We start from the raw sequence: 14,414 nt of genomic DNA on the forward strand, positions 1-14,414 counted from the left end.
TCCTTGGGAGGGGATCATGGAATTGGGACCAACTGGTCATGTGGACCATTTTTGCCGGGAGAACTTGCCGCCATTTGATCAATGGCCGCAGATCAATGCGGAAGATTTCACTTATCCGGAATATTTGAATGTGGGCCGTGCCCTCACCGACGCGATGGTGGAAAAAGGCTTTGGCGACAACACCGCATTGATCGGCAATGGCCGTCAGCGCACCTATAAGGAATTGGCGGACTGGACCAACCGTTTGGCCCATGCGCTGGTGGAGGACTATGGCGTGAAGCCGGGCAACCGCGTGTTGATCCGCTCCGCCAACAACCCCGCCATGGTCGCCTGCTGGCTTGCCGCCACCAAGGCAGGCGCGGTGGTGGTCAATACCATGCCGCTGCTGCGCGCAGGCGAATTGGGCGCCATTGTCGACAAGGCCGAAATCGAGTTTGCCTTGTGCGACACACGGATGATGGACGAGATTGTTGCCTGCGGCAAAACATCGAAGTTCCTCAAAACCATTATCGGTTTTGACGGCACTGCCAATCATGATGCGGAGTTGGACCGGATTGCCTTGGGCAAATCGGTGAAGTTTGATGCGGTGAAAACGGGTCGTGACGATGTGGCCCTGTTGGGATTCACCTCCGGCACCACGGGCGAACCAAAAGCCACCATGCATTTCCACCGCGATTTGCTGATTATTGCCGATGGCTATGCCAAAGAGGTTCTGCAAGTCACATCAGATGATGTGTTTGTCGGGTCCCCACCTTTGGCCTTTACCTTCGGCTTGGGCGGTTTGGCCGTGTTTCCCTTGCGCTTTGGTGCAACTGCCACCTTGCTGGAAACTGCGTCACCGCCAAATATGATCGAGATCATCGAAACCCACAAAGCCACTATTTGCTTCACCGCCCCCACCGCCTATCGCGTGATGCTGCGGGCTATGGATGAAGGGGCGGATTTGTCCACCTTGCGCTGCGCGGTTTCGGCGGGTGAAACATTGCCCGAGCCTGTGTTTGATGAATGGCAGCAAAAGACGGGTAAGCCGATGCTGGACGGTATTGGTGCCACCGAAATGCTACACATCTTTATCTCCAACCGCCTGGACGATGCGAAACCTGCCTGCACGGGCAAGCCAGTGACGGGCTACGAGGCCAAAGTTGTTGACGACGAGATGAACGAAATGCCGCGCGGCGAACCGGGGCGTTTGGCTGTGCGCGGCCCCACGGGCTGCCGCTATTTGAATGATGAGCGGCAAGCCAAATATGTCACAGACGGGTGGAACATTACGGGTGACACCTTTGTGGAAGATGAAAATGGCTATTTCCATTTCGCCGCCCGTAATGATGATATGATCATTTCATCTGGCTACAACATCGCCGGACCAGAGGTGGAAGCCGCGCTGTTGGCGCATGAATATGTGCTTGAATGTGCAGTGATCGGCGTGCCCGACACTGAGCGCGGCCATATTGTTCAGGCGCATGTGGTGCTGGCCGAAGGCACTTCAGCATCTGATGAAACCACCAAGATTTTACAAGATCATGTGAAAGCAACCATTGCGCCCTTTAAATATCCGCGCTCTGTGGTATTCACCGATCAGTTGCCCAAAACCCAAACAGGAAAAATCCAGCGGTTCCAGCTAAGGGAAAACCAAAAGTGACCGATATTTTTGCCCAAACCAAAGCCAAATTTCATCTGCCAAAAGGCGTGATTTATCTGGATGGCAACAGCCTTGGCCCGCTGCCAAAAGCGGCGATGGGCGTGGTGGAGCGCACCATTCAGGATGAATGGGGCGAGATGCTGATTACTGGGTGGAACAAGGCCGGATGGATCAACAAGCCCAGCGAGATTGGCGACCGAATTGGCAAATTGATCGGCGCACCTGCTGGCTCTGTGGTGATGGGCGATACCTTGTCGATCAAGGTTTATCAGGCTTTGGCCTCGGCGTTGGAGCTTAATCCGGGCCGCAAAGTTGTCCTGTCCGACAGTGGCAACTTTCCTTCTGACCTCTATATCGCTGATGGCCTATTGAAGAGCTTGGGCGAAGAATATGAGCTACGTGTGGTCGCGCCGGAAGAGGTTGAAAATGCGCTGACGGACGATGTGGCCGTGATGATGATCACCGAGGTCGATTATCGCACCGGGCGCAAGCACGACATGAAAGCGCTCACCGGAAAAGCCCATGCCAATGGCATTTTGACCATTTGGGATTTGGCCCACTCCGCAGGCGCGTTGCCCGTTGACCTTGAAGGCTGCAACGCCGATTTTGCGGTGGGCTGCACCTATAAATATCTTAATGGCGGCCCCGGCGCGCCTGCCTTTATCTATGTCGCTGACAAGCATAAAGATGCGGCGCGCCCTGCCCTTTCCGGCTGGATGGGTCATGAGGCACCATTCGCGTTTGATCTTGATTATCGCGCTGCGCCGGGCATTGAACGGATGCGCGTCGGCACTCCGCCGATCATCGCACTGAGTGTTTTGGAAGCCAGCATGGACATTTGGGACATGGTGGAGATGGACGCGGTGCGCGAGCGGTCCATCGAACTATGTGATTTATTTATTGATGAAGTTGAGCGGCTTTGCCCGCAATTGCAATTGGGGTCGCCGCGTGAAGGCAGGCGCCGGGGTTCGCAAGTTTCCTTCCATTTCGAGAATGGCTATGCGGCGATGCAGGCACTGATTGCCAACGGGGTTATCGGCGATTTCCGCGCCCCGGATATGATGCGGTTCGGGTTTACCCCGCTTTATGTTAATCATGATGATGTGCGTGGCGCTGCGGCCATTCTTGGTACTATTATTAATGAAAAAGTTTGGGACGATCCCAAGTACCAAAAAAGGTCAAAAGTTACATGATCAAGCCATATGATCCGAGCGAAGAAGGCGCTCAAATGTCATTTGATGGACGCATGTCCTATGGTGACTATTTGCAAATTGATACCATCCTCAACACCCAAAAGCCGCTTTCCACAGCGCATGACGAGATGCTGTTTATCATTCAGCATCAAACCAGCGAATTGTGGATGAAGCTGGCGGTGCATGAGCTGCATGCGGCCCGCACTGCAATGCAAGAAAACCGCCTTGAGCCAGCCTTTAAGATGCTGGCGCGGGTGGCGCGCATATTTGAGCAACTCAACAATGCATGGGACGTGTTGCGCACCATGACACCGTCGGAATATACCCAGTTTCGCGAGACATTGGGCCAATCCTCCGGCTTTCAATCTTACCAATATCGGCAGATTGAATATATATTGGGGAACCGCAATCAATCCATGCTGAAGCCCCATGCGCACCGTGAAGAAATTCACACCATGCTCAAAAAAGAGCTAGATGTGCCAAGCCTTTACGATGTGGCGCTGCAATTACTGCAGCTTGGCGGCATCAGCGTGCCAGAAGCTGTTTTGAACCGCGATGTCAGCAAAACCCATGTGGCTGACGATGGCGTTGAAGCGGCTTGGGCCAAGGTTTATGAGAACCCGGAGAAATATTGGGTACTGTATCAACTGGCGGAAAAGCTTGTTGATTTTGAAGATTATTTTCGCCGTTGGCGCTTCAACCATGTCACAACGGTGGAACGAATTATCGGCTTTAAACGGGGCACAGGCGGCACGGGTGGCGTGAGCTATTTACGCCGGATGCTGGATGTGGAACTATTCCCCGAACTTTGGCATGTGAGGACACAATTATGACCTGCGTATTTGTTCAATTGCGGTGCAAGCCGGGCAAAACTTATGAAGTTGCTGACCAAATTCACGAGCGCGAAATTGTTTCTGAGCTTTATTCGACCTCGGGCAATTTTGATTTGATGATGAAGATCTACATACCCGAAGGCGAAGATGTGGGCATGTTCATCAATGACAATATTGTGGACATTGAAGGTATTGAGCGTTCGCTGACCACACTGACCTTCAAAACATTCTAGGCGCTAAGCGCACTTAATAGAACGGATTTCGGATCTAGCAATCCGGAATCCTCTAAACTTTTCAGACGTATACAAATGGTAAAGTTGCTAGAAGCTGCAGGACATGCAGCTTTTTTCTTTTAAGCCTGTTGATTCACATCAAAGGATGTTCGTTTTCGTCGGCGCATAATTCCCCTTTAACTGAAAAGGGGGAATAGCATGAATGAGGAGATGAATAAGGGACCAGGTGAAGCAATAGTTGACGCTGACTTGGCAACACAAGGCGTGCCCGATCTTAATGAGCCAACGCCACAACACCGATTGGCAGAAATGCGCCACAATCTTGAAGCAATTCGGCGTAGTTTTGAAACGGGCGACTACCCCTACAAAAACAAAATCTCTCGCAAGAGCTATGAAGCGCAAAAGGCCAAGCTGCAAGTCGAACTGTTGAAAGTTCAAGACTGGGCGCGGGAAACCGGCGAGAAGTTTGTGTTGATTTTTGAAGGACGTGACGCTGCGGGCAAAGGCGGCACGATCAAACGCTTTACCGAGCATTTAAACCCTCGCGGTGCCCGCGTAATCGCCCTTGAGAAACCTACCGAACGCGAACAAAGCCAATGGTATTTTCAACGTTATGTGCAGCATTTACCTTCGGCGGGAGAGCTGATTTTTTTTGACAGGTCATGGTATAATCGCGCTGGCGTTGAGCGGGTGATGGGGTTTTGTAACCCCAACGAATATTTGGAGTTTATGCGTCAGGCCCCTGAATTTGAGCGCATGATTGTGCGTACAGGCGTTCGATTGTTTAAATACTGGTTTTCTGTGACGCAGGAAGAACAGCGGCGGCGCTTCCATGCACGAGAGAATGAGCCTCTAAAGCGGTGGAAACTTTCCCCAATTGATAAAGCCTCTTTGGATAAGTGGGATGACTATACCGAAGCCAAAGAAGCCATGTTTTTCTATACGGATACCGCTGACGCACCTTGGACCATCATCAAATCGAATGACAAGAAGCGTGCACGGCTAAACTGCATGCGCCATTTTTTAGCCTCGCTCGACTATCCCGGCAAGGACGCACATGTGGTGCATGGCCCTGACCCACTTATCGTGGGCTCATCCAATGATGTGATTGGTCGTTCCGAACACATTTTGGGTGCAACGCTCCACCCTGATCACCGATAAATAGATGACATAAAAAAGGGGGAAAACTCCCCCTTTATTCTCATCCTTCGATCGGCATACCCTCTTCGATCAGCTTGACCATAAAGCTCGATCCGGTGGGGATGATTTCATCATTAAAATCATATTCCGGATGGTGGCAATTTGGCGTGTCGCCCTGCCCCAAAAACACATAAGCGCCGGGCCGCGCCAACAGCATGAAAGAGAAATCCTCCGCGCCCATCACTGGCTCAATATCGTCTTTCACCCGATCTTCACCCACCACTTTTTTGGCCACGTCCAGCGCAAATTTGGTTTGCTCAGGATGGTTGATGGTGACCGGATATTCTTTTTGGTAATTCAAATTGATTTTGGCGCCATGCAATTGCGCGATGCCGATGCAAATCTCTTGCATCCGTTTTTCGGCATAGTCCCGCACATCCATATCGAGCGTGCGCACGGTGCCGGAGAGTTTGGCGGTTTGCTCGATCACATTGTCGGCGGTGCCGCAATGAAAGGTGGTGACGGACACTACGATGGATTTGAGCGGATCGACATTGCGCGAGACGATGCGCTGAAAAGCTTGCACCAGATCGGTGCCGACAATGATTGGGTCGATGCCCGTATCCGGGTGGGCCGCGTGAGCGCCTTTGCCGATGATCTCAATCTCAAAGAAATCCGCGGCTGCCATTAGCGGGCCGGTGCGGGCCTCAATATGGTTCACATCGGTGCCGGGGGAGTTGTGCAGGCCATAGACTTCATCAATGCCAAAGCGCTCCATTAACCCGTCTTTGACCATCTCATTGCCGCCACCGCCGCCTTCTTCAGCGGGCTGGAAAATCATCACGGCGGTGCCGTCAAAATTGCGGGTTTCGGCCAGATATTTTGCCGCGCCCAGCAAAATGGTGGTGTGGCCATCATGACCGCAGGCATGCATCACGCCTTGATTTTGCGACTTATAGTCGTGGTTCAAAATCTCGGTGATGGGCAGCGCATCCATATCAGCGCGCAAGCCGATGGTTTTGCCGGACTTATTTTGCTGCCCTTTGATCACCGCCACAACGCCAGTTTTGCCAATGCCGGTGACGATTTCGTCCACGCCATAGCTTTCGAGTTTTTCCGCCACCAGCGCCGCGGTGCGATGTTCGTTAAAGCCCAATTCTGGATGGGCATGAATGTCTTGCCGTATTTCGGTCAGTTCTTTATGAAATTCAGCAACACGATTAATGACTGCCATTTGTCTCCCCTTGAACATTGGTGCAACCAATACTAGGTCAGATTATCATCATGTCCCATTAAGGATGGCAAATGGAATTGTTTGGCTGAACACAATTTTACGTTAGATTTAGCCGAATCATGAATTAAAAGGCCAAGATGCAAATTACGACGCGAACTCAAGGGCAAGGACATTTTTTAGCTATGGCAAATGAGAACGAAGACAAAAAAGACGATAAGAAAGACCCAAGCGTTGAGAAAATCCTGTTTGAAAACCGCACGGTTTTGATCACAGGCGAAATCAACGACAAGTTGGCGCGGGAAGCTTCTGGTCGTTTGTTGGCCCTTGCCGACCATTCAGATGCGCCCATCAATGTATTTATCAGCTCGCCTGGCGGCCATGTTGAAAGTGGCGACATGGTGCATGACATCATCAAGTTCATCAAACCAACCGTGCGCACCATCGGCAGCGGCTGGGTGGCCAGCGCCGGCGCGCTGATCTTTATCGGCGCCAAGCGCGAAAATCGCCTGTGCCTGCCCAACACACGTTTCTTGTTGCACCAACCAAGCGGCGGCGTGGGCGGCAAAGTGTCTGACATTCAAATTCAGGCCGAGCAAATCAAACAAATGCGCGAACGCTTCGACATTTTGTTTGCTGAAGCCACAGGCCAAACCCCAGAAAAAATCGCCGAAGACACCAACCGCGATTTCTGGCTAAACACCAAAGAGGCGATCGATTATGGCTTGCTAGGCCGGGTGATCACCAGCATTGAAGATTTGACCTAAGGGGTTGAGAGAGACTGAGGAAGCCGCCGCAAGGCGGCTTTTTTGTTGGGAGTTAGATGGTTGTTTTGAGTCCTTAACGACGCATATTCTTGGCGATCTTAGCCAAAAGACCCGGCACCATGCCAGCCATGACCAGCAACATACCTTGATTAATTGCTTCACCAGAATTGGATGTTGATAAATATCGCTCCGAAGCCGCAATCATGCTTTCTTGGGTATTGTACGCGGTCGCCACGTAAAATCCCATGGTGCCCCTAAGCACCCCAAAAACCAAAAGCATCCACGCAATTAACGTGCCCAATCTGACGAAAAACAAATTCTAATACCCTTTTAACCAAGCAACATTTCCAACTATTGGAGAGTTAAAGCCGAGTAAAATAGTAGCGGCCTATCCAGAACTGCCGCTTTTTCCGCAAAGCCGACGACCGCTCCGAGCCCTGTTGAGACGCTTGGCTTTTGTGAGCCGTTCAAATGCTACACGTAGAAAATGAGGCTATTGACAATAGGTCGATCCAGTTTGATTGTAACCCTGCCGGAATCATGCCCACTCCGTTCTTACAAATTTTTCTATACGCTCTGCCCGCTTCTTTGCTTGCGAATAATCCCAATTGCCAGATTCTTTAATCTCATTACCAACCGCCATAGTTCCACGAATCCCACAACTCAAATAGGAATCAGCCTTCTCTTTTGGTGGTTTGTTTTGTAACGACGAATTTATTCCTGGTGGGAGCATCGTAAGGTTCCCCAAATGATGCTTGAATTCAGGCTCGACGCTTTGCGGAACAATATGCTCGATCGATTTTGCGGGGTCGACCGTCCATATCTTATTCCATTGTGACGAATTGATCATTTCCCCTGCCTGAGATGCCAGATGCTCGTCGTAACGGAAGAGAAGATATCGTAGCTCCTCAGTCCACCCCTCGTAGCAATCGTTCCAATACTCATCGTCGTCAAGCAAATCACTTAGACCATAGTCATTTCCCAGTGCTTTTAACTCAGCAAGAATTTCATCAGACGAAAGCTTTTTAGTGTATATGTCGTGAGCCAACCTGACGTAGTCGCCGACTTTCATACGCGTGTCGGCACCTCCAAGCGCAAAAATACGAAAAGTCACATTTTCCCAAGCCCCCAGCAACTCTTCCTGCACTTCTTTCTCGAACCCCCGTAGCATGATCGATATCGCTAGGAATCTCGCGTGTGCGATTTTGGTCACTGCGGCACGCCGAATGTCATTACTTAGTTCATCTACCAAGCGAACAACATGAAACAACCATTCTGCGGCTTCAATAATTGTTCTGAGATCACGTCCGCCAAGCTGGATCAGCGCGACAGAAGATTCTTCCTCCCCCATGACCCGGTTAGGTCGTGATTTAATTGAGAGGGTGCCTGCAAAACGCAACGCCTCATTGCCCAACGCCTGTTTGAGCCCGAGAGTGCGGTAAATATCTTGCCAGATTTTCCGCATCTCGCGCAGGCCGTCTGCGCGGGCCCCGTCTTCCACAAATTCGAACAACGAAGACATCAACTGGCTCTTAGTCTTATCAATCCACTTCACGTCTAGGCCGCGGCTGTTCAGTACTTCAAACACTCGGTAGACGGTCGCTTCGTCAGCGAGTTCATGGTAAATCATCGATAGCCGGTTTCGAATTGTTCCGAGAAGATCGATCAGCGCCCGTTTTTTTATCCAATCTTCGACATACTCCTCACACTCTTGCATCGCATCGACGATGTTCTTGTCGGAGGCCGTAACGATCGAATTAATATCAATTATACCCTTGCGGAGGTAACTGGTGAACACATTACTGCTATCATGGTTAGTCTGCAGAAGGACTAGCGAATGATCATCGCCTTTGACGAGAAGATCTTGGAGGTCAAGTTTTGCCCGTACATCACCCTTATCTCCACTCGCCGATAACTGTTTTTCAACAGCCTTTAAAAGAATTACTATTGTTGTGATCCGCTGCTGTCCATCCACAACCTCCACAGCTTGAAGTTCGTCTGCAGCGATTATGCGCTTCTCACGAGCAAGTGCGACGACGGTCGCCATAAAGTGCTCGCGACCGGAGCGCTGCGCCTCCTCAATATCATTGAATAGGTCCTGCCGTTGACGCTTTTGCCAAGAGTAGGCTCTCTGATAGTCAGGGATTCGGAACAGCCGCCCGTTTAAGAGCTTGGCGACCGATAGATGCACAGGACTTAGCTGCATGAAAAACGCCAGTTCAACTAGTATGAATCAAATAACACCGCCAGATTTGAGCAGCTTTGAGTATAATAGTAAAGTCGTAGGGCTTCCGATCTGAATCCTGTATGGTGTAGACCTTGCAAGGACGGCGAGCAAATTGTTTCGAGTGGCCGCTTTTGGAGATATGTGGTAATTGAAAAATTTGGTCTCCTGGTCCGTAAGGCTGACTTTGAGCGAGTTGGATCAAGTCCGCTGATCTTGCAAGAACTATAGGAATTGGTGAATGCTACATAGGCCCTCGGGTCAAGCCCGAGGGTGACGGGTGGGCGGGTTGTTAGCGATGTGCCAAATGGCTCCCCCACCCTTGGCCCCAATTTTATGCGCCGCCGTCGTTCGCTACGCTCACAACCCCGCCCCCGCCGGATGGAGCACTAAACAAACTCTGAGCAAGCGTGAGAAAGGAACGGACGAAGCCGACTGGCTGAGGATCTCGGCCAACTTTTTGGCCGCCCGCGCGGAGGTTAGGTGCTGCAAGCACCGCTCAACCGTGAGCGAAAATAGACTCGCGCAGTGACCTATTTGGGGGCGGCGACGGGTTTTGGCGCGAAGCGGGTCCAGAGGGGTTTGATGATTTTTACGCCGATGGGGATGAGGATCACACCGAGGGCGAGGCCGAAGATGCCGTCTAGGCCAGCGGTGACGGTCCATTCAACAGCGCCTTCCCATGCGCCGATGGCGTGGGCTGCGTCTACGGCGATGTGGTGAATCCAATCATAGGGGGCGGAGAAGCCCATTTGGTCTAGCGCGTGCAGGATGATGGAGCCGCCAACCCAGAGCATGGCGGCGGTGCCGACGATCATCAACAGGGTCATGAATTTGGGCATGCCATAAACAATGCCACGGCCAATGGCGCGGGTTGCGCCTAGTTTTCCGCGTTCTGCCAGATAGAGGCCCACATCGTCGGCCTTCACGATCAGTGCCACGGCACCGTAAACCAAAGCAGTGATGCCCACGGCGACCATGGCCAAAGTTGCGGCTTCCATCCACAACGTGCTTTCGGGAATGGCGGCGAGTGCGATGGTCATGATCTCTGCGGAGAGGATGAAATCCGTTTTAATAGCGCCTGCGACCTTTTTTTGTTCTAAGTGTGCGGCATCGCCTTCGGCGTGGCTGCCATCTGGTCCGCCATGGCCTTTGCCAAACCCGAGAAAATGCGCAACTTTTTCTGCGCCCTCAAAGCACAAATATGCGCCGCCCAGCATCAACAATGGTGGGATCATCCAAGGTGCGAAGGTCGACAAGGCAAGGCCAGCAGGCAGCAGGAAAACCAGTTTGTTGACCAGCGACGCGCGAGCAATTTTCCACACCATGGGGAGCTCGCGCGCAGGGGAAAAGCCCTGCATATATTTCGGTGTTACGGCTGCATCGTCGATCACCGCGCCTGCGGCTTTGGACCCGGCTTTCACGGCCTGCGCCGTAACATCATCAATCGATGCTGCCGCCAATTTGGCCAGCGCCGCCACATCATCCAACAATGCCATCAAACCGCTCATGCCTGTCTCCTGAAATATTATTTACGCCAGCATCGCGGCGAGGTCTGTTGTTATGACATTCCTGAACGGTTTGTCGCTTGCCACATTATCGCTTGATTGGTTTGGTGGTTCAAGGGTTTACAGCACCTGCACTGGCTTTATCACCCAACGAGGTGGGCAGTGTTGCATTTTCGACCTATCATGGCGGCAAAGCCCTAGGAAGCAACCATTATGGTTTGTGCACGTTGTGCATAGAGCATATTTGAACAAAGGAGTTTTTGATGAGCGAGAAGGCACTTTTTATCACCGGCGCATCAAGCGGCATTGGCGCGGCAACCGCTCGGCAAGCCATTGCGAATGGCTGGACCGTAGGACTGTTTGCCCGCTCGGAAGACAAACTCAACGCATTGGTCGACGAATTGGGCGACAAGGCGATTGCCCTGCCCGGTGACGTCACCGACTTTGAAAGCGTGAAGGCGGCGATGGATAAGTTTGCCGACCATGCGAGCGGGATCAACGCGGTTTATGCCAATGCGGGCACCGGCCTTTCTGCGGCAGGTACTGATGCGGGCGACCCGGACGATTGGGAGCGCATGATCAAGGTGAATGTGTTGGGCGTGTTGTGGACCGTGAAAGCGGCCATGCCTCATCTTAAGGAAAGCAAAGGGCATATGCTGTTGACTGGCTCCGCCGCGGGGCGTCGGCATATTGCAGGCTCGGTCTATGGCGCATCCAAATGGTTTGTGCATGGCTATGGCGGCAATCTTTCTGAAGAAATGAAATCCTTTGGCGGCCGCTGCACAATCATCGCGCCCGGGATGGTGGATACGCCCTTCTTTGAGGAGCCGAAGCCGGACAAGTTGCAACCAGAGGATGTTGCTGACGCCGTTCTCCATGCGCTTGAAGCCAATGCCCGTTGCGCGGTGAACGAGATATTTTTAATGCCGACGCAATAATCAAACCTCACTGTCTTGATTTGCTTCATCGTGGGCACCAACGCGCTCTTTCAACTCTAATCTTTTGAGCCAATTGAGAGGCTGGAGTTGATCGGGCTTGACTAGAAATTCAACAAAGCTCGACACCCCGCCATTTAAAACTCGCGTTAACAAACAGTTATTCCAAATCTATTATATTTTGTAACTATATTTGTCTTTCACAATTGAAAGTAGTGTGAATGAGTTTGTTTGTTAGACCTTTTAAAAAGCCATCGACGCAAGATTCCTCTAGAAATGCAACATTAGAGGCAGTTTCACGCGTGCAGGCGATCATCGAGTTTGATCCGAAGGGTATTGTGCTGACTGCAAATCAAAACTTTTTGGATACTTTTGGCTACGAGCTAGAACAAATTGTTGGCAAACATCACCGTCAGTTTGTTGAGGAAAGCTACGCGAACACAGCAGCTTATCAAAACTTTTGGCGCGATCTAGCGCGCGGCGAAGCAAGTAGTGGCGAGTTTAAGCGCTTCAATAGTGCTGGCGAAATCGTTTGGATTCAGGCGAGTTACACCCCCGTTCTAGATGCCAAGGGAAACGTGGCGAAGGTGGTAAAGCTGGCCAGCGACATCACCAACGAAAAAAACCGGGCCGTTAATGATGCCGGGCAGATCGCCGCGATCAACCGTTCGCTAGCAGCAATTGAATTTGATCTTGATGGTACGATTTTGAAGGCAAATGGGAACTTTCTTGATGCGATGGGCTATCAGGAAGCTGAAATCATTGGCAAACATCATCGTATTTTTGTTGATCCTGATGAGGCTGCAAGCTCTGAATATGCTGCATTTTGGTCGGACTTACGCAATGGGCAGTTCAAATCCGACCAATATTTACGCATAGGCAAAGGGGGCAAACGCGTTTGGATTCAGGCCTCTTACAATCCCATTTTCGATGAACATGGTACGCCCGTCAAAGTGATCAAATTTGCCACGGTTATCACGGCGCGCAAGGATGCAATGGAGGCGATCGGCCAATCATTGGACGCCTTGGCAAGTGGTGATCTGACCTGTCAGATCGAAAAAGAGTTCAATAATGATTTGGACCCGGTGCGCGTTGCGCTGAACAAATCAATTGGCACGTTTGTGGACATTGTGAGCCGCATCAAGCTCTCAACAAGCGGCATACGTGCGGCAACGCAGGAGATTTTGGCTGGAGCAAACGATTTGAGTGATCGCACCAATCGAGAGGCTAGTGCGATTGCGCAAACAACTTCATCTGTGGAAATGCTCGCTTCGACTGTAGAGGCCAATAAGAAAAGTGCCTCGCACGCATCAGAAGCGACAGACACGTTGAGCGTGGGCGCAGCAAATGCCGATGAAGCGATGGGTCGTGCAACAGGCGCGATGACCGCAATTGCTGAATCCTCTTCAAAAATCTCAAATATCATCAGCCTGATTGATGATATTGCGTTTCAAACCAATCTGCTGGCGCTGAATGCGTCAGTCGAGGCGGCGCGCGCAGGCGAAGCCGGCAAGGGTTTTGCGGTGGTTGCGGTTGAGGTGCGTCGGCTTGCCCAATCTTCCGCAAATTCGTCGACCGAGATTAAGCAGCTTATTGAGCAGGCCTCCAAGGAAGTTGGCGGCGGCGAACAGTTTGTGAAAGACGCAACGGAAAAAGTGCGGGCCATGTTGACGGATATTTCCCAATCCAACGATGTGGTGCGGCAAATTTCCAGCGCAACGAGCGAACAGGCCAACACCATCAACGAAGTGAGCTTGGCGATCCGCGAGATCGACGAAATGTCTCAACGCAATGCGGCGCTGGTGGAGGAAATGAATGCTGCGATTGAGCAATGTGAGCGCCAATCATCAGATTTAGACATGATGGTCGAGCAGTTCAAACTAGACGAACGTGGCAGCGGCGCTGCCCACACCCATCGTTCAGTGGCCTAAAGCTCCGGCTTTTCGGTAGACCGAAATATGCGACTTGCTGTTGGCGGTGAACGGGTTTCGCTGCCAATCGGCAAAGCGATGTTCGAGCTGCAAGCCAGCTAGTTCAGCCATCAAATTCATCTCTGGCGGATAGGCATAGCGCATGGGCAACGGCACAAGTTTTATGCCCTCATTTGTGATGCGAATGCGTTGGAAATGGAACTTTTGTGCCAACGGATCGTGCAAAGCGGCTTCCAACCATGCATGGTCTTCCCCCACCCGTTGGGTGGAAACGCGCTGATGATCTTTAAAGCCTGATAGATCCGGCACGAATGTTTCCAGAATGAACCGTCCGCCCGACTTTAGATGCTTTGCCGCATTTTTGAAGCAATCCACCTGATGGGCCTGGGAGGTGAGGTTGAACAGGGTGTTGTAGACCAGCAGAACCATATCAAACTCGCCACCGACTTCGATGTAGGCGAAATCCCCAATTTGAGACGGCACATCACCACCGGGTTTCGCGCGCATTTTATCGACCATTTCGGCACTGCCTTCGATGCCGACAAGCTCAAAGCCCGCCTCAACAAGGGGAATGGCCACCCTGCCCGTGCCGATTGCAAATTCTAGAATACGGCCTTGATGCCCATAGAATTTGACGAACTCAACAATCTGATCAGCATTGCCCGGATCAAATTGAATGTCATAATCTTCTGCATTGAGTTGACCAAACTGGTCTGGTGTAAAGTCAAACATATCGCCCCTCCAATGCCGGAGTGTGGCGGAGGCACCATGCGCTGA

At 51.6% G+C, this 14,414-nt stretch carries 13 protein-coding genes; 8 read left to right on the forward strand and 5 right to left on the reverse strand.

Features of this window, described 5'->3' with window-relative positions; all coding sequences use genetic code 11:
- Nucleotides 1-16: 16 nt before the first annotated feature.
- From ACP15Y_RS06350 to ppk2, 5 genes are all read left to right on the forward strand, one after another.
- A complete protein-coding gene (locus tag ACP15Y_RS06350; protein ID WP_424982159.1) occupies nucleotides 17-1,642 on the forward strand; it encodes an AMP-binding protein in 1,626 nt (541 codons plus the stop codon).
- Nucleotides 1,639-2,835 carry a kynureninase gene (kynU, locus tag ACP15Y_RS06355; protein WP_424982160.1) on the forward strand — a complete coding sequence of 399 codons (1,197 nt, stop codon included), beginning with the start codon at nucleotides 1,639-1,641 and terminating at the stop codon, nucleotides 2,833-2,835. The genes ACP15Y_RS06350 and kynU overlap by 4 nt, the downstream gene beginning before the upstream one ends.
- On the forward strand, nucleotides 2,832-3,668 hold the full coding sequence (kynA, locus tag ACP15Y_RS06360) for a tryptophan 2,3-dioxygenase (RefSeq protein WP_424982161.1): 837 nt from the start codon (nucleotides 2,832-2,834) through the stop codon (nucleotides 3,666-3,668). Before kynU ends, kynA begins: the two co-directional genes overlap by 4 nt.
- Complete coding sequence (locus ACP15Y_RS06365; RefSeq protein ID WP_027833800.1) at nucleotides 3,665-3,901, forward strand: Lrp/AsnC family transcriptional regulator; 237 nt, start codon at nucleotides 3,665-3,667, stop codon at nucleotides 3,899-3,901. The genes kynA and ACP15Y_RS06365 overlap by 4 nt, the downstream gene beginning before the upstream one ends.
- 198 nt (nucleotides 3,902-4,099) lie before the next feature.
- On the forward strand, nucleotides 4,100-5,062 hold the full coding sequence (gene ppk2, locus ACP15Y_RS06370) for a polyphosphate kinase 2 (RefSeq protein ID WP_424982163.1): 963 nt from the start codon (nucleotides 4,100-4,102) through the stop codon (nucleotides 5,060-5,062).
- Nucleotides 5,063-5,102: 40 nt separating this feature from the next.
- On the opposite strand, the gene ACP15Y_RS06375 is transcribed toward ppk2, so the two are convergent.
- Complete coding sequence (locus ACP15Y_RS06375) at nucleotides 5,103-6,275, reverse strand: M20 aminoacylase family protein (RefSeq protein WP_424982164.1); 1,173 nt, start codon at nucleotides 6,273-6,275, stop codon at nucleotides 5,103-5,105.
- 182 nt (nucleotides 6,276-6,457) lie between these two features.
- On the opposite strand from ACP15Y_RS06375, the gene ACP15Y_RS06380 reads away from it, so the two are divergent.
- Nucleotides 6,458-7,039: an ATP-dependent Clp protease proteolytic subunit gene (locus tag ACP15Y_RS06380; RefSeq protein ID WP_424982165.1), complete on the forward strand. Its 582-nt coding sequence runs from the start codon at nucleotides 6,458-6,460 to the stop codon at nucleotides 7,037-7,039.
- A 73-nt stretch (nucleotides 7,040-7,112) separates the two neighbouring features.
- Here the strand turns inward: ACP15Y_RS06380 and ACP15Y_RS06385 are convergent, their stop codons facing one another.
- The 3 genes from ACP15Y_RS06385 to ACP15Y_RS06395 all read right to left on the reverse strand — a co-directional run bounded on the left by ACP15Y_RS06385 (nucleotide 7,113) and on the right by ACP15Y_RS06395 (nucleotide 10,774).
- Nucleotides 7,113-7,286: a hypothetical protein gene (locus tag ACP15Y_RS06385; RefSeq protein WP_424982166.1), complete on the reverse strand. Its 174-nt coding sequence runs from the start codon at nucleotides 7,284-7,286 to the stop codon at nucleotides 7,113-7,115.
- 291 nt (nucleotides 7,287-7,577) lie between these two features.
- Nucleotides 7,578-9,245 carry a DUF262 domain-containing protein gene (locus ACP15Y_RS06390; protein WP_424982167.1) on the reverse strand — a complete coding sequence of 556 codons (1,668 nt, stop codon included), beginning with the start codon at nucleotides 9,243-9,245 and terminating at the stop codon, nucleotides 7,578-7,580.
- A gap of 551 nt (nucleotides 9,246-9,796) precedes the next feature.
- Nucleotides 9,797-10,774: a DUF808 domain-containing protein gene (locus ACP15Y_RS06395; RefSeq protein ID WP_424982168.1), complete on the reverse strand. Its 978-nt coding sequence runs from the start codon at nucleotides 10,772-10,774 to the stop codon at nucleotides 9,797-9,799.
- A gap of 260 nt (nucleotides 10,775-11,034) precedes the next feature.
- Here ACP15Y_RS06395 and ACP15Y_RS06400 point away from each other — a divergent pair, with 260 nt between their 5' ends.
- Both ACP15Y_RS06400 and ACP15Y_RS06405 read left to right on the forward strand, forming a co-directional pair.
- Complete coding sequence (locus ACP15Y_RS06400) at nucleotides 11,035-11,709, forward strand: SDR family oxidoreductase (RefSeq protein ID WP_424982169.1); 675 nt, start codon at nucleotides 11,035-11,037, stop codon at nucleotides 11,707-11,709.
- A 299-nt stretch (nucleotides 11,710-12,008) separates the two neighbouring features.
- Entirely contained in the window at nucleotides 12,009-13,637 is a 1,629-nt protein-coding gene (locus tag ACP15Y_RS06405; protein ID WP_424982170.1) for a methyl-accepting chemotaxis protein, read from the forward strand.
- Here the strand turns inward: ACP15Y_RS06405 and ACP15Y_RS06410 are convergent.
- On the reverse strand, nucleotides 13,626-14,369 hold the full coding sequence (locus ACP15Y_RS06410) for a class I SAM-dependent DNA methyltransferase (RefSeq protein WP_424982171.1): 744 nt from the start codon (nucleotides 14,367-14,369) through the stop codon (nucleotides 13,626-13,628). The genes ACP15Y_RS06405 and ACP15Y_RS06410 overlap by 12 nt on opposite strands.
- Nucleotides 14,370-14,414 lie beyond the last annotated feature (45 nt).

The sequence above is a fragment of the Maritalea sp. S77 genome, assembly GCF_049801075.1.
In the GTDB taxonomy this organism is placed as follows: Bacteria; Pseudomonadota; Alphaproteobacteria; order Rhizobiales; family Devosiaceae; genus Maritalea.

Excerpts from the sequence above, each read along its gene's own strand:
- ACP15Y_RS06350 (WP_424982159.1), top strand. The coding sequence starts at position 17 with ATGGAATTGGGACCAACTGGTCATGTGGACCATTTTTGCCGGGAGAAC.
- kynA (WP_424982161.1), top strand. The coding sequence starts at position 2,832 with ATGATCAAGCCATATGATCCGAGCGAAGAAGGCGCTCAAATGTCATTT.
- ACP15Y_RS06365 (WP_027833800.1), top strand. The coding sequence starts at position 3,665 with ATGACCTGCGTATTTGTTCAATTGCGGTGCAAGCCGGGCAAAACTTAT.
- ppk2 (WP_424982163.1), top strand. The coding sequence starts at position 4,100 with ATGAATGAGGAGATGAATAAGGGACCAGGTGAAGCAATAGTTGACGCT.
- ACP15Y_RS06375 (WP_424982164.1), bottom strand. The coding sequence starts at position 6,275 with ATGGCAGTCATTAATCGTGTTGCTGAATTTCATAAAGAACTGACCGAA.
- ACP15Y_RS06380 (WP_424982165.1), top strand. The coding sequence starts at position 6,458 with ATGGCAAATGAGAACGAAGACAAAAAAGACGATAAGAAAGACCCAAGC.
- ACP15Y_RS06385 (WP_424982166.1), bottom strand. The coding sequence starts at position 7,286 with ATGGGATTTTACGTGGCGACCGCGTACAATACCCAAGAAAGCATGATT.
- ACP15Y_RS06390 (WP_424982167.1), bottom strand. The coding sequence starts at position 9,245 with ATGCAGCTAAGTCCTGTGCATCTATCGGTCGCCAAGCTCTTAAACGGG.
- ACP15Y_RS06395 (WP_424982168.1), bottom strand. The coding sequence starts at position 10,774 with ATGAGCGGTTTGATGGCATTGTTGGATGATGTGGCGGCGCTGGCCAAA.
- ACP15Y_RS06400 (WP_424982169.1), top strand. The coding sequence starts at position 11,035 with ATGAGCGAGAAGGCACTTTTTATCACCGGCGCATCAAGCGGCATTGGC.
- ACP15Y_RS06410 (WP_424982171.1), bottom strand. The coding sequence starts at position 14,369 with ATGTTTGACTTTACACCAGACCAGTTTGGTCAACTCAATGCAGAAGAT.